This is a genomic window from uncultured Eubacterium sp., assembly GCF_945980375.1.
Classification (GTDB): domain Bacteria; phylum Bacillota; class Clostridia; order Oscillospirales; family Acutalibacteraceae; genus Eubacterium_R.
In genome coordinates this window covers 79,877-95,063 of record NZ_CAMFQO010000003.1, presented here as the reverse complement: position 1 = coordinate 95,063, position 15,187 = coordinate 79,877, and the positions used below count along the sequence as shown (strand labels likewise).

General features: G+C 38.5%; 17 protein-coding genes. 12 read left to right on the top strand and 5 right to left on the bottom strand.

Going from position 1 to position 15,187, the window contains the following annotated elements:
- Window positions 1–359: 359 nt before the first annotated feature.
- The 5 genes from Q0P34_RS02225 (at window position 360) to Q0P34_RS02205 (ending at window position 5,408) form a co-directional block, all read left to right on the top strand.
- The gene (locus Q0P34_RS02225) at window positions 360–1,172 is read left to right on the top strand and encodes a hypothetical protein (protein ID WP_294952248.1); all 813 of its coding nucleotides are present in this window, start codon (window positions 360–362) and stop codon (window positions 1,170–1,172) included.
- Window positions 1,141–1,407, top strand: coding sequence for a hypothetical protein (locus Q0P34_RS02220; RefSeq protein WP_294952245.1), 267 nt, complete (start codon window positions 1,141–1,143; stop codon window positions 1,405–1,407). Before Q0P34_RS02225 ends, Q0P34_RS02220 begins: the two co-directional genes overlap by 32 nt.
- Window positions 1,408–1,659: 252 nt before the next feature.
- Window positions 1,660–2,385, top strand: a complete 726-nt coding sequence (locus Q0P34_RS02215) for an ABC transporter ATP-binding protein (protein WP_294952242.1) — start codon at window positions 1,660–1,662, stop codon at window positions 2,383–2,385.
- Complete coding sequence (locus Q0P34_RS02210; RefSeq protein ID WP_294952239.1) at window positions 2,372–4,069, top strand: CARDB domain-containing protein; 1,698 nt, start codon at window positions 2,372–2,374, stop codon at window positions 4,067–4,069. The genes Q0P34_RS02215 and Q0P34_RS02210 overlap by 14 nt, the downstream gene beginning before the upstream one ends.
- Window positions 4,056–5,408 carry an FtsX-like permease family protein gene (locus Q0P34_RS02205; protein ID WP_294952237.1) on the top strand — a complete coding sequence of 451 codons (1,353 nt, stop codon included), beginning with the start codon at window positions 4,056–4,058 and terminating at the stop codon, window positions 5,406–5,408. Before Q0P34_RS02210 ends, Q0P34_RS02205 begins: the two co-directional genes overlap by 14 nt.
- Before the next feature lie 47 nt (window positions 5,409–5,455).
- On the opposite strand, the gene Q0P34_RS02200 is transcribed toward Q0P34_RS02205, so the two are convergent.
- From Q0P34_RS02200 to ychF, 3 genes are all read right to left on the bottom strand, one after another.
- A complete protein-coding gene (locus Q0P34_RS02200; protein WP_294952234.1) occupies window positions 5,456–5,728 on the bottom strand; it encodes a zinc-ribbon domain containing protein in 273 nt (90 codons plus the stop codon).
- 40 nt (window positions 5,729–5,768) lie between these two features.
- Window positions 5,769–6,332: a sigma-70 family RNA polymerase sigma factor gene (locus Q0P34_RS02195; protein WP_294952230.1), complete on the bottom strand. Its 564-nt coding sequence runs from the start codon at window positions 6,330–6,332 to the stop codon at window positions 5,769–5,771.
- A gap of 92 nt (window positions 6,333–6,424) precedes the next feature.
- On the bottom strand, window positions 6,425–7,519 hold the full coding sequence (ychF, locus tag Q0P34_RS02190) for a redox-regulated ATPase YchF (RefSeq protein ID WP_294952226.1): 1,095 nt from the start codon (window positions 7,517–7,519) through the stop codon (window positions 6,425–6,427).
- Between the two features lie 163 nt (window positions 7,520–7,682).
- On the opposite strand from ychF, the gene ilvB reads away from it, so the two are divergent.
- The 5 genes from ilvB to Q0P34_RS02165 are packed head-to-tail and all read left to right on the top strand — an operon-like array spanning window position 7,683 to window position 12,056.
- Window positions 7,683–9,347, top strand: coding sequence for a biosynthetic-type acetolactate synthase large subunit (gene ilvB, locus Q0P34_RS02185; protein ID WP_294952222.1), 1,665 nt, complete (start codon window positions 7,683–7,685; stop codon window positions 9,345–9,347).
- A 13-nt stretch (window positions 9,348–9,360) separates the two neighbouring features.
- Entirely contained in the window at window positions 9,361–9,870 is a 510-nt protein-coding gene (gene ilvN / locus Q0P34_RS02180; RefSeq protein ID WP_294952217.1) for an acetolactate synthase small subunit, read from the top strand.
- Between the two features lie 17 nt (window positions 9,871–9,887).
- Window positions 9,888–11,147, top strand: a complete 1,260-nt coding sequence (gene leuC / locus Q0P34_RS02175; RefSeq protein WP_294952213.1) for a 3-isopropylmalate dehydratase large subunit — start codon at window positions 9,888–9,890, stop codon at window positions 11,145–11,147.
- 14 nt (window positions 11,148–11,161) lie between these two features.
- Window positions 11,162–11,641 (top strand): 3-isopropylmalate dehydratase small subunit, encoded by a 480-nt coding sequence (leuD, locus tag Q0P34_RS02170; RefSeq protein ID WP_294952210.1) that lies wholly within the window; start codon window positions 11,162–11,164, stop codon window positions 11,639–11,641.
- A gap of 10 nt (window positions 11,642–11,651) precedes the next feature.
- On the top strand, window positions 11,652–12,056 hold the full coding sequence (locus tag Q0P34_RS02165; protein ID WP_294952207.1) for a hypothetical protein: 405 nt from the start codon (window positions 11,652–11,654) through the stop codon (window positions 12,054–12,056).
- Between the two features lie 19 nt (window positions 12,057–12,075).
- Here Q0P34_RS02165 and Q0P34_RS02160 read toward each other — a convergent pair whose 3' ends face one another.
- Entirely contained in the window at window positions 12,076–13,161 is a 1,086-nt protein-coding gene (locus Q0P34_RS02160) for a glycosyltransferase (RefSeq protein ID WP_294952205.1), read from the bottom strand.
- Between the two features lie 43 nt (window positions 13,162–13,204).
- Entirely contained in the window at window positions 13,205–13,996 is a 792-nt protein-coding gene (locus Q0P34_RS02155) for a collagen-like protein (protein WP_294952202.1), read from the bottom strand.
- Window positions 13,997–14,207: 211 nt separating this feature from the next.
- Here Q0P34_RS02155 and Q0P34_RS02150 point away from each other — a divergent pair, with 211 nt between their 5' ends.
- Entirely contained in the window at window positions 14,208–14,651 is a 444-nt protein-coding gene (locus Q0P34_RS02150) for a CtsR family transcriptional regulator (protein ID WP_294952200.1), read from the top strand.
- Between the two features lie 14 nt (window positions 14,652–14,665).
- Window positions 14,666–15,184 (top strand): UvrB/UvrC motif-containing protein, encoded by a 519-nt coding sequence (locus tag Q0P34_RS02145; protein ID WP_294952198.1) that lies wholly within the window; start codon window positions 14,666–14,668, stop codon window positions 15,182–15,184.
- Window positions 15,185–15,187 lie beyond the last annotated feature (3 nt).

Genomic DNA, 15,187 nt, shown 5'->3' with positions numbered 1-15,187 from the left:
TCACTAATCCATTTGCGACGGTATGCCGCAGGCAGAGGAGCAAGGATATATAAAACAAGCAGCGAAAGCAAAGCTTTCGAGTCTCTCCTTCTGCGCCAGTAAAAATGTTTATACTATTTACACGCAATAATGCCCATTATTCTGCATTAGAAAATCACTTGTTCTTTTTGTTAAAATGAGTATATTTTTCACAAAATTCACTGACAAAATACCGCTTATCATATAACGTAAAAAGTTCTATGTTATTTTTTAAATTATTAGCACTTAAAACCACAGGCACGAGAATATGTATTCAAGTTGATTTGTTTGGTGGGGATATGGTATAATTAAATTATAAACTATATGGTTGGTAAAATAAAATGAATATAAAAGCTTTGATTAAAAGTCTTCCGTTGCAGACAAATCCTAAAAAATACGAACAGTTCGTACGAGAACTTGATTATGTAAAGATGCTTGAAAAAGACCCGGTAGAGATAAGAGATAAATACTATCTTGAAAATGAAAATTTAGTTGAAACTGATTTAGCACATACTTCTGCCACCTATGAACTTCACAATAAACTTAATGAAAGGTACAAACTTTCTGAAATTGCTACTGCCGATACCGATTTTGAAAAGGTTATTCAGGTTTTAAATTGGCTTACACAAAACACTTTTTACAATGGAGCACAGCTTCATCCACTGACAGATAACACACTAGATATTTTAAAATATGCTTTCGGCAAATCTTTTAAAAAAGCACTTTGTTGTAGGTTAAAAGCAATCTCTTTTGCAGATTGTCTTGTCGCTGTTGGAATTAAAGCATATCCTGTTTGTATGTGTTCAACTGTATTAAAAAATTGTCATTTTATTTGCCGAGCATATATAAGTGAGCTTGACAAATGGTGTGCTTTTGACCCCTCTTTTGGCTGTTGGTTTGCTGATAAAAGCGGAAAACCTCTTGATGTTTTTGAAATAAGAGAAATGTTTTTGCAAGATGATGAGCCTATTGTTAATGGGTATAATTTTAATGGTACAACAGAATGTCTTGATGTTTATATCAATGCTTTTCTGAAAATGTGTATCTCTAATCTTTCAACTTGGCGTGATAATTCTATGGATAGAAGAGATAAGAAAAAATTGTCAAACAAAAAGAAATTTAATGGAAAAATTTCAAGCGAAAAACCTGTTTAGAAAAATGAAATATCTACACAGAGGACGTCACTGTCAGGATGAGATGTATTATGAGAAATACAAAGATGTTTTCAAGAAAATTGTTAAAGAATTTGATTGCGAACATTTAGGAATAATTTACAATGTTAATATTGGTCACGCATCTCCAACGGGATTATTACCATTAGGAATTGAATATCAAATTGATTTAGATAGTAAAACTATTACTTTTAAAGAAAGTGGAGTAAATATTTAACTATTGATTATACAAATGCTTACGCAATAACTGACAAAAAATATGACAAATACAAGTTAGAAAACTATACCCAAACGAAGTCTGATTTTCAGGCTTCTTTTTGCTTTTTATATCAAGATGATTCTAACTTTATGATTACAATGTAAAAATCTAACATTTGAAAAGTTAAGATTATGGAAAGAAATGCTGTTTTTGTTGACATATTAGTTTAATATGTTACTATAAAGATACAAACAAAACGTGAGGCAAATTATGAAAGATAATGTACTTATTAAAACAAAAAATTTGTCAAAATACTATGTTGTCGGTGATGAAACAATAAAAGCTCTTGACGATGTTAATTTAGAAATTGTGAGGGGACAAATTGTAGCTATTCTCGGTACATCGGGCTCCGGAAAGTCTACATTGCTGAATATGCTTGCAGGATTGGAAAGACCGACAAAGGGCGAGATTCAAATAGGCAGATTTAAGATTGAACAGCTCAGCGAGGAACAGCTTACAAAATTCAGACAAAGATATACGGGATTTATTTTTCAGTCGTATAATCTTTTACAAACGCTTACCGCTCTTGAAAATGTTGCTTTTCCTTTAACATTTAGAGGCATAGGCAAGCAGGAAAGGGAAAAGAAGGCTTACGAAATGCTAAAGCTTGTCGGCATTGCAGACAGATATATGCATAAGCCTGAGGAAATGAGTGGTGGTCAACAGCAAAGAGTAGGTATTGCAAGAGCACTTGTAACAGACCCGAGTATAATTTTTGCCGACGAGCCTACGGGTAATCTTGACAGCAATACAACTCGTGAGGTTATGCAGATGATTAGGAATATAGTTAATGAACGGCATAACACTGTTATTATGGTAACTCACGATATTAATGTCGCTAAATATGCTGATACCATAGTAAAAATAAGCGACGGCAAGGTTGTTTCTGTTTCAAAAAATGATATGAATGGGGATAGTAAAAATGAAAAAGATTAATAGCTTTATTTCGGCAGTATTAGTAATTATTATGATGATTACGTCTCAAATTCCGGCATTTGCAGCCGAGGACGATTATTCACCTATCATGCCAAAGGTAGTGTTTTCCGATTTTTCGGTTGATAAAAAGCAGATTTATCCGGGTGATATTTTTACCGTTACAGTAACGGCAACAAATGTTAAAGCCGCATATGTTGATGATTGTGTGTTTAAGTTCAACGGTGGAGACGCGTTTTCTGTTTATAATTCCTCCGATACAGAATATACATCGGGCTTTTCTTCTTCGGTTACTGTTAAGAAAACCTTTATATGTAACAAGGATACTCCTGCGGGTACTCATACGGTTGGCGTTAGTTGTGAATATAACGGTCTTACCTCTGATGCCAATTTCAGTATTATGACTTATGCAGGCTCACAATCCTCCGACGCAGGAGCACCTGTGCTTGTAATGTCATACGACAAATTTGACAAGCCCGTTAAAGCAGGAAGCAAATTTAATTTTGATTTTTATATTACAAATAAAAGCTCTTCCTACGATGTTAAAAATGTAAATATAAAGCTAAATGGCGGTGATGTGTTCAGCGTTTCAAACGGTGTAGACACTGTATATAAAAGCAGTATTTCAAAGGGTGCTACAGCCAACATAACAAAAAAGCTTGTTTGCAGCAATTCTGCTCCTTCCGGAATGCACCCGATTTCTGTCAGCATTACTTATGAGTATATAAGAGCAGGTGCAGTTGAGCAGGGGACAGCAGAGGCAACATTTACTGTCAGCACCTCTTCAAAGTCAAGTAACTCCGGTATTAGCTTGACTCCAAGGCTTGTAATCGGTGGATTTAGCTACGGTGAAAAAACAATCAAAGGCGGAAAGAAATTTAATCTTTCATTTTCCGTAAAAAATAACTCAAAAAGCATTAAGGCAAAAAATGTTATTATTAAGGTTTCGGGCGGAGAAACATTTGTGGTTGCAGACGGTACCGATACAATATCCGTTGACCACATTAACCCAAATTCATCTGTTAGTGTTTCAAAGAATTTTACCTGCCTGAATTCTGCACCATCAGGAGTTTATCCGATAGTTGCATCAATTTCCTATGAATATGTTGAGGCAGGTCAAAAGCAACAGGGAACAGAGGAATTAACAATGTCTGTTCCTGTTGTTCAGCCTGATAAGGTAATGTTTACAAATGTAGATTTGGCAGATAAAACCGTAACTGTAGGTGAGGAATCTGACTGTGGCTTTAAGCTTGTTAATTCAGGTAAAACTGTACTTAATAACGGTACTGTTAAGGTTGTCGACTCTGACGGTAATGAGCTGAATTCCGCATATATCGGCTCTATTGAACCCGGAGAACAGTATTCAAGTAATTATAATCTTCCCATAACATTTAATGAGGTAGGGGATTATAAGCTTACAATTATTTTTGAATATGAAAATGACAATACGGATAAAAAGAGCATAAAGCAGGAATTCAAGGTTACTGCAGAAGAATATGTTGATCCGTTTCCTGTTGAACCCGATACACCTGATGACAGTGAGACAGATAATAAATCAAACAGTACAAAAATTGTTGTCGGTGTCATAGCGGGTGTTGCGCTTTTAGCTGCATTGATAATTACTGCGGTTGTGTTAAAAAAGAAAAAGCATAAGAAAGGTAAGGTAGATTTTAATGAAGAAATCTGATCTTATATCTATTGCTTGGCAGAATTTGAGAAACAGAAGAACAAGAACCCGTCTTACAATTTGCGGTGTTGTTGTAGGAACCTGCGCTATCATAATTATGCTTTCGATCGGTCTTGGTATTGACAAAATGATTACAGATCAATATAAATCAAATTCGTCAATTACAAAAATTTCCGTATATTCTATGGCTATGGAGGAAAATGACGGTCAGGCGCCTCCCTTTGATGATTCTGCCGTAAAATATTTTGAGGGGATAGACGGGGTTAAGGCTGTAATACCAACATTGTCTGTTGATCAAAATGTTGCCATTACCTGCGGTAAATATTCTTACACAGGTATTGTTTACGGTATTGATATTTCAAAGATGCAGGAGCTTGGCTACAAGCTTGAAAAAGGTGACTTTTCCGGTGTGTCAAAGGAAAACTGTGCGTTCTTTGGTAAAACGGTTGTAACAAGCTTTATGGACGCACAGGGCAATTCCGTTAAGTATACATACGACAAGGATTATGAAATTGACACCTGTGATATTGACCCTATGAAGAATACTTTTTTGATTGCACCAAAGGCAAGCGACGGTGATGTAGCTGACGGTACTGTTGACAAAACCGGTACAAAGCAAAAGCTTTATGTTTCGGGAGTATTGAAAAGCTCGTCAGGCTCTGATTATGATTCTGAATATTCCATATATATTGATCTTGATTTTGCAAAGCGTCTTGTTAAGGAAAGTCAAATGATGAATCCGGGCAAGAAGGATAAGCTTCAATATAACAGTATTTCCGTATATGTTGAGGACGGAGATAAGATTAAAAATGTAAAAAATACTATTCAAAGTGCAGGGTATTCCTGTTCAAGTGATGATGAGGCGCTTGAAAGCTCAAGGAAGGTTATGAAGATTGTTCAGCTTGTTCTCGGCGCTATCGGTGCCGTATCAATGTTTGTTGCCGCTTTCGGCATCAGCAATACAATGGTGATGTCTGTTTTTGAACGCCAAAAGGAAATTGGTATACTAAAGGTTATTGGTTGTGAAATTAAGGATATTAAGGCAATGTTTCTGTATGAAGCGGCAATTATCGGCGGTATAGGAGGCTTAATAGGTGTTACAATAAGTTATTTTGTGTCTATCACCGCCAATACAATAGGGCGGATTGTGATGTCTAATATGGGCGGTATGGGTGCACTTGGTGTCAGCGATGATGTTAAGCTGTATCTTTCGTATATTCCGCCGTGGCTTGCAATTTGCGGTGTTGTTTTCTCGGCAGGTATAGGTATACTCGCAGGCCTTTCTCCGGCAAAAAAATCTGTCAAGGTCAGCGCCTTAACCGCAATAAGAAATCAGTAAAAAAATCCACCTTTTTACAGGTGGATTTTTGCTTTTGTTTTTATGTATTATTGGTTTCTTTTTGCAAAGCATTCACTGCAATATACAGGTCTGCCGTCGGTTGGCTTAAACGGAACTACACAAGCCTTACCGCATTCGGCACAGGTTGCATCGTGATTTTCTCTCGGTGCCTTTGCAGCTTGCTTTCTTGCATCTCTGCATGCCTTACAACGCTGTGGTTCATTTACAAAGCCTTTTTCAGAATAAAATTCCTGCTCGCCTGCAGTAAAAATAAACTCATTGTTGCAGTCCTTGCAAACCAATGTTTTGTCTTCGTACATGATTTGTCCTACCTCTCTAAAGATTTTGCCGGGGAATTATTCAAAAAGCAACTCCATCGAGTTTCTTACGAATACGTTGGATAGCATTGTCAATAGCTTTTGTGTTTCTGTCAAGCTTTTCGGCAATTTCGTTATATTTGCATCCCATAATGTAAAGCCTTAAAACCTCGTTTTCAAAGCTTGATAGTTCCTCATACAGTACGGAATTAAGGGTTGATACACTTTCCTTTGCCAAGTATTCATCCTCTGCACTTAAATGCACAACATCATCAAAATAATCCTCTTCAAGAGATACAAGGCTTGACTGCGGAATATCCTTAAGCCTTGACACCTTTTTTAGTGCTGATTGAATTGAATTATTTATACAGCGTCTTGCATAAGTGCCGAATGAAGCACCCTTTTCTTTTTTGTAAGAGTTAATTGCCGCCAACAAACCGATCATACCTTCCTGAACAAGATCTTCCTTTTCAAGAGGTGAGTTGATGTATTTTACAGCGATAGCCTCAACAACAGGCTTATATCTTATTATCAACTCATTTATCGCATCTTCATTTTTGCGTAAAGTTATTAGGTCATTATCCGAGATTGTTTTTATATCAGTCATATGACCTCCATAACTACATATTAACACTTCTTTAATATAATAATATACTAAAAGGTAAATACTGTCAACAATTTTGTTTATTTTTTGACAATTTATACATTGAAACGGAACAGAACTATATCTCCGTCGTTCATAACATATTCCTTGCCCTCGCTTCGAACAAGTCCTTTTTCCTTTGCGGCGTTCATTGAACCACATTCCATAAGGTCATCAAAAGAAACGACCTCGGCGCGTATAAAGCCACGTTCAAAGTCCGTGTGGATTTTACCGGCAGCCTGAGGAGCCTTAGTTCCTTTTTTGATTGTCCAAGCTCTGACCTCGGGCTTTCCTGCGGTAAGATAGCTGATTAATCCTAAAAGGGAATAGCTTTTCTTGATAAGTCTGTCAAGTCCTGATTTTTCAAGCCCCATATCCTCAAGGAACATTTGCTTTTCGTCTGCGTCAAGCTCTGCTATTTGAGCCTCCATTTCAGCACAAATCGGGAATGTTTCGGCTCCCTCATCAGATGCAATTTCCTTAACAATGTTGTAGAATTTGTTGTTATCTATACCGTCAATAAAATCGTTTTCACCCATATTGCAGGCATATATTACAGGCTTAATTGTAAGCAGTGCAACATCCTTTAGAAACTCCTTTTCGTCGTCCGAAATGTCGCAAGCTCTTGCGGTTTTGCCCGTCTCCATTTCAGCAATAAGTCGTTCAAGAAAGGCAACCTCGCCTGCAATGGTTTTGTCACCCTTCATAGCCTTTTTTCTGTTGTCAACCCTTCTTGATAAAATGTCAAGGTCCGACAGGATAAGCTCAAGGTTAATTGTTTCAATATCTCTTGCAGGGTCTATGTTTCCGTCAACATGTGTAATGTCATCGTTTTCAAAGCATCTTACAACGTGAATAATAGCGTCAACCTCTCTGATATGCGACAAAAACTTGTTGCCTAAGCCTTCGCCCCGGCTTGCGCCCTTAACCAGTCCGGCAATGTCAACAAATTCAATTGTAGCAGGTGTAAATTTGTCCGGCTGATACATTTCGGCAAGCTTGTCAAGTCTTTCATCAGGAACACTTACCATACCTACGTTCGGCTCTATTGTGCAAAACGGATAGTTTGCACTTTGTGCTCCTGCGTTTGTAATAGCGTTAAATAGCGTACTTTTGCCGACGTTTGGCAATCCTACCATTCCTAATTTCATTTTGATTAGCTCCTTGTTGTTTTTGTTTCAAGTTATTATATAACAATATACATTTTTTTACAAGTATAAATATTGACTTGACATTGGATTTCATATGGAATAAAATACTAACTAATATTATATTTTAATTGATGTGATTACTTTAACAAACGGAGGGGTTTTGATGAAACGTAACGGTTCTCAAATCGTACTTGAGGTTCTTAAAGAGCAGGGAGTTGACACCATCTTCGGTTATCCGGGCGGTACTATCCTTAACATCTTTGATGAGCTTTACAAGTACGGCAATACATTTAATCATATTTTGACAGCGCATGAGCAGGCGGCCGCTCATGCTGCTGACGGCTATGCAAGAGCAACAGGTAAGGTTGGCGTATGCTTTGCGACATCGGGACCGGGCTGTACAAATCTTGTTACCGGCATTGCCACTGCATATATGGACAGTGTTCCTGTTGTTGCCATCACATGTAACTATGCGACATCAGGTCTTGGTAGAGATTCTTTCCAAGAGGTAGATATTTGCGGTATCACAATGCCTATCACCAAGCATAATTTTCAGGTTGAAAAGGTTGAAGATTTGGCTGACACTATCCGTCGTGCATTTAAGATTGCTCAAACAGGACGTAAAGGTCCAGTACTTGTTGACATTCCAAAGGATATTACTGCTGCTGAATGTGAATATAAAAAGCAGGACAAGGTTGTTCCCGATAAGGCTAAATCACCAAAGCAATCGTGCTTTGACAGAGCTGTTAATCTTATAAACGGTGCAAAAAAACCGATTATTTATTGCGGTGGTGGCTCTGTTTCCTCAAATGTAGGCAAGGATCTTATCAAGTTCGCTGAAAAGATTGACTGTCCTGTTGTATCTTCGCTCATGGGCTTGGGTGCCTTTCCTTACGGACATCCCTTACATCTTGGCTTAATTGGTATGCACGGTCACTTTGAGTGTAATAAAGCTGCTCATGATTGTGACGTACTTATTGTTTGCGGTGCAAGATTCAGCGACAGAGTTGCAGGCAACAGAGCAAAGTTTGCTCCTAATGCAGAAATTTTACATATTGATATCGACGCTGCCGAAATGGATAAAAATGTTGTATCAAATTATCACCTTCGCGGAGATTTGGCAGAGATTATTCCAATGCTTACCGATGCTGTTGAAAAGCAGGATCATTCTGCTTGGAGAAACGATATAAAGAGCTTTAGCAGACCGTTCAATCAGCTTCAAATCGGTGATTATGTTAATCCGCAGACCTTGATAGAAAAGATTGATGCAAAAACTGCAGATGATACTATCATTGTTACAGACGTTGGTCAGCATCAGCTTTGGGCTGCACAGTTTTACAAATATGTTCAGCCTCGCACACTTTTGTCATCAGGTGGCTTGGGTACCATGGGATACTCTATGGGTGCCGCAATCGGCGGACAAATCGGATGCCCCGATAAGCAGGTTGTTATGTTTGCAGGTGACGGTGGCTTCCATATGAATCTGTCAGAGCTTGCAACGGTTGCATCATATAATGTTCCTGTTAAGATGTTCATTATGAATAATACTGTTTTGGGTATGGTTCGTCAATGGCAAAAGCTCTTTTATGACAACAGATTTTCAGACACCGATCCACACAGAGCAACAGATTTTGTAAAGGTTGCCGAGGCTTTTGGCGTAAAGGGAATGCGTATCAATACAAACGATGATATTGATACTGTATTGGACGAGGTGTTTGCTTATAACGGACCTGTACTCGTAGATTGCAGAATAAGCAAGGATTCTAACGTATTGCCTATGATCCCTCCGGGAGGAGCTCATACGGATATTATTGAGGAATTTAACTAAGGAGGAAAGTGTTATGAAAGAAAAGTTGATATTATCAGTTCTTGTTGATAACGAAAGCGGTGTTCTTCAAAGAGTAGCAAGCCTGTTTTCAAGACGTGCATATAACATTTCTTCACTTACCGTAAGCGAAACAGAGGACGAAAAGTTTTCCCGTATGACTATTGAGACCTATACAGAGCCTGAAAATTTCAGACAGATTAAGCGTCAGCTTATGAAGCTTGAAATTGTAAAAAAGGTTGCAGAGCTTACTGCACAAAATTCGGTATCATCCGAGTTGCTTTTGGTAAAGGTTCATGCAAAGGGTATAGAAAAGAAAAATGCTTTGCTTGAATTGAATGCGGTGTATGGCTCAAGAGTACGTGATATTTCTCTTGAAACATTTACTCTTGAATATACCGGTCAGGGTGAAACCATTGATAATTTTATCAAGGAATTAGAAGAAAAGTTTGGTATTGTAGAGCTTGCAAGAACAGGTATTACCTCTTTGCAAAGAGGAGAAGGCTCGTTTACCGAGGATATATAAGAAAGAAGGACTCGACTATGGGAATGACTATGACCCAAAAGATTTTGGCTGCTCATGCAGGACTTGAAAGCGTTGTTGCAGGTCAGCTTATAGAGGCAAATTTGGATATGGTGCTCGGCAACGATGTAACATCTCCTGTTGCTATTAACGAAATGAATAAATTTGATAAAAAATCAGTTTTTGATAAAACAAGAATTTCTCTTGTTATGGATCACTTTACTCCTAACAAGGATATACAGTCTGCCGAAAACTGCAAGCAGGTTCGCCAATTTGCCAAGGCAAACGGAATTACTCATTATTTTGATGTCGGCAATATGGGTATTGAGCACGCTCTTCTTCCCGAGCAGGGAATTGTTACCTGCGGAGATTGCATTATCGGTGCCGATTCTCACACCTGTACGTATGGTGCTTTAGGCGCATTTTCAACAGGTGTCGGCTCAACCGATATGGCTGCCGGTATGGTAACAGGCAAGGCATGGTTTAAGGTACCGTCTGCTATCAAGGTTGTTATTACAGGTAAAAAAACAGGCTACATTTCCGGTAAGGATGTAATTCTTCATCTTATCGGCGAAATTGGCGTTGACGGAGCTTTGTATAAATCTCTTGAATTTACAGGCGACGGTGTTAAAGAGCTTTCTATGGATGACAGACTTTGCATTGCAAATATGGCTATTGAATGTGGTGCAAAGAACGGTATATTCCCGGTTGATGATGTTACACTCGAATATGTTAAGGACAGAAGCGAAAGGGAATATAAGGTGTTTGAGGCTGACGCTGATGCAGAGTACGAAAGAACAATTACTATTGATTTATCTACTCTTAAATCTACTGTTGCATTTCCTCATTTGCCTGAAAATACAAAGACAATTGATGAAATAGAAAGAATTGATATTGATCAGGTTGTTATCGGCTCTTGCACAAACGGCAGAATGGAGGATATGCGTGTTGCCGCAAAAATCCTTGAGGGCAAAAAGGTTGCCGACGGTGTTCGTGTAATCGTTATTCCTGCCACTCAAACAATATATCTTAACTGCGTTAAGGAAGGTATTGTAGAAACCTTTATCAAGGCAGGCGCTATTGTTTCAACCCCGACTTGCGGTCCGTGTCTTGGCGGTCATATGGGTATTCTTGCTTCCGGGGAAAGAGCAGTTTCAACCTCTAACAGAAATTTTGTAGGTCGTATGGGCCACACAAAGTCGGAAATATATCTTGCATCTCCCGCAGTTGCAGCCGCATCTGCAATTAAAGGTTATATTGCCGATCCCCAAAGCATATAAGGAGGTATACAGATATGAATGCAAAAGGCAGAGTACATAAATTTGGCGATAACGTTGATACAGACGTAATTATTCCCGCAAGATACCTTAACCGTTCCGACGAGGAGTGGCTTGCATCACACTGTATGGAGGATATTGACGCTGATTTTGCAAAAAATGTTAAGCCCGGTGATATTATGGTTGCCGAGGCAAACTTCGGTTGCGGCTCATCGAGAGAACACGCTCCGATTGCAATTAAGGCTTCAGGTATTTCCTGTGTTATCGCTTCAACGTTTGCAAGAATTTTTTATCGCAATGCTATCAATATCGGCTTGGCTATTCTTGAATGTGATGAGGCTGCAAGGGATATTAAGGCTAATGATGAGGTTGAGGTTGATTTTGACAGTGGAGTTATTACAAATATAACAACAGGCAAAACCTATCAGGCACAGCCTTTCCCACCGTTTATTCAAAACATCATTAAAAACGGCGGTTTAATGAATTCTATTAAGTAAGGTTTGTTATATGGGTATATTTATAATTAATGACGATTCAATTAATAAGGCATGGTCCGGAGAAAACGGCTATTGCTTTTCTATGAAGGATTATACCTTAAAAAATGTTAGTGACATTGCGGACGCCGATATTAATGACGGCTTTGCAAAATCTCAGCTTATGATTTCAAACGGATATATTCCTTATGTCAAGGTTAGTGATGTCGAAATTATGCGAGCATATATAAGTAGTATTAATAATAAAAAGCTCGCAGCAAATTTTGAAAAGGTGTCCGACACCGACTATGTTGAAACATTTTGGAAATACAGCAATGCTTATCCTGAAATCGGTAACGGCTATGGCGATTTTGAACATAAATATGTAAAAAATAAAATTGCCGAATGGTGTAGGGAAAACGGAATAGAATACAAATAATAAGTAAAGACTTATCGGCTTAATCTCCGATAAGTCTTTTTAATATTCTTACATTATTATTTAACCTTTCATTATTTTCATCAAGCGACAGTGCGTATTGAGCATATATTAATGCATTTTGAATTTCTCCTATATTGTAATAGGCGTTAGATAATAAATCGTATGGAGTGCTGTCCCAGCAGTACGATTGCGTAATATATGTTTGCTTTCGGTCAATGATTTTTATTGCATCCTGCAACAAATGAATAACCTTATTCCAATTTTTGTTTCTATATTCAAGCATTGCATATTCAATATATGGCTCTCTTAAATACGGGGCTTCTTTTATTGCAATTTCGTACCATTTTTGAGCATCGGTATATTTTTCAAGGTTTATATAGCACATTGCAATGTATCTCATTGAAGCACATCGTTCATCTCTCCAATTTGCCGATTTTAACTGCAAATGCTTTTTTAATGTTTCTATTGATTTTTCCCACATTCCTCTAAAATAGTATTCTCTGCCTAAATAATGCATATTTCTGTCATCGTCGGGGCTTTCGGTAACAGACAACTCAAGTAATTCCAAATACTGTGCTCTTGATTTGTTGTTGTCGGGGAAATGATTAAGAATTATTTTGTCAGTGTATACAGTACGCTTTTGCTTGTTTCCGATATATTGCAGTACCTCGTGAACAGGATGTACCCATTGAAAACCTATCCTTTTATGAATTTTTTCAATATTAAAAAATGTTTTTTCTTTTCCGTCCTCGTCAAAGCTCCATACATATTTGTAGCTTACACAATCAGTCGAATCGGTCCAAACTGACTCAAGAGCCTTTCTCCATCCGGGTGTAAACACCTCGTCAAGATCTGTACAAACACATATATCGGTGTCTTTACTCACGAGTTGTAATGATTTGTTTCTGGCTACATCAAAACGCCAAGGAATGATGCTTGCCTCATGTACTATTGCTCCGTTTTGTTTCAGTAATTCAACGGTGTTGTCTGTTGATCCTGTGTCTAATACATACACCTCATCAGCCTCCGACATGGATTTCATCCATCTATTTACAAACATTTCTTCATTTTTGCATATTGCATAAACGGATATTTTCATATTCATCACCATTTTTTGTTATGTAAGGTGGCATATTGCCACCTGTATACTACGAAAGCTTTACAATCAAAAGGTTTGAGACGGTTGGAGCTGTTCCTCCAACTGCCGGAATAATTGTAATATCAGCTGTGCTTGTAGTAGGATTAATAATGCTGAGAACAGAGTTTTCAGCAGTAGTTGTTATAACAGCAGTGCCGTCTATATAACCCTTTTGCGAGCTACCACCGAACAATGCACTGTCAATTCCCGTGCCGTTTAGTGCAACCTGAAGCTGACCTTCAAGGTCACTGTTAACTCTGAAATTTACAAGATACGTGCCGACCTGTGCCAAATTAAATGTTGAATCAGTCAGCTTTGAAATTTGAGGACTCTGAACACTTGTGCTTGGGAATTCAACTGCCTGACCGGGAGAAACAGTAGTTGCTCCGGTTGCCGGACTTAATGCATAAAACGACGAAAACTCTGCAGTAGATTCAGGACCCGTCGGTCCGGTAGGTCCTGTTGGACCAATTGCACCTGTTAAGCCCTGCGGACCCGTCGGTCCTGTTGGACCTGTCGGGCCGGTTAATCCCACAGTACCTTGCGGACCTGTAGGACCTGTTGCACCGTCAGGACCGGGAATACCCTGCGGACCAGTCGGTCCTGTCGGTCCAATTATTCCCTGAAATCCCTGAACACCCTGCGGACCCGTAGGACCCATTGGACCTGTCGGTCCTGTTGGACCGATTATTCCGCACGGACAAGGAGGCATAGGCGGAGCCGGTGGACATATAGGAGGAGGGCAGTGCTTTATCGGAAAAGAATCGCAGCAGTCCTTACTGCGTGAATTATAAATATTCATATCCATTCACCCACATATTTATTAATTTATACCTGCCGTAACAGCCAAAGGTATATATTTTATTATATGAAAAATTTTCTTTTATGTTTATCAAAAAAGTTCTTGACTTTTCTTGACCTTTGTGATATAACATAATCAAAGGACAAAGAAAGTCAAAGTCAAATTTGATTATTGTCTTGTTTTTAGGAAAGAAGATGATTAAAAAGTGAAGATGAGTGATATAATCGCGGATATGATTCTTGATATGTTTGATGATAACACTTCAACAGTTCAAATTCAGCGAAACGATTTGGCAAATCAAATAGGATGTGTTCCGAGTCAGATAAATTATGTAATTACCTCAAGGTTTACACCCGAAGCGGGGTATAGAATAGAAAGCAGACGAGGCGGCGGAGGTTACATTTTGATAACCCGTGCCGACAGCAGAGAGAATGCTTTAATGGGATTTATCAATTCAATCGGCAACAGTATTGATGAGCGCAGCGCAAAGGCAAACCTTATAAATTGCAATTATCAAAAGCTGATTGACGACAAGGCAACAAAGATGATGGTTTGCGCAATATCAGACAACAATTTTAAGTGTATTCCAAGGGAATATGCAAACACAATCAGGGCAAGTCAGCTAAAGCAAATGCTTCTTGCCTACATTGACTAACGGAGGCGATTTTTATGAAATGTACACATTGCAATATTAATGAGGCTAATACTCATATTAAACGCGTTATTAACGGACAGAAGGAAGAGATGTATCTTTGCGAGAAATGTGCAAAGGAGCTTGGAGTAATGGACGAATTCAAAATTGAGCCGTTTTCCATCGACAGTATATTCGGTGACAGCTTCTTTGGAAATTTGTTAGGCACAGGCTCATCACTTAATTCTCTTGTAGGACTTAACAGATGTGCTACCTGCGGTTCAACCTTCAAGGATATTGTTGATACAGGTCATGTCGGATGCGCCGATTGCTACAGCAAATTTGAGGACAGACTTTCACCAAGCATTGAGAAAATTCACGGCAAGGTAAAGCATATCGGAAAAAATGTAACCTATACAGAGGCAGTGGACAACAGCTATGTAAATGACTCCCTGTCGCATCTTAAGGAGCAGCTTAAGCAGGCCGTTAAGGAGCAAAGATTTGAGGATGCTGCAGTTTTGCGTGACAAGATAAAGGAAATACAAGGGGAGGATTAAAAG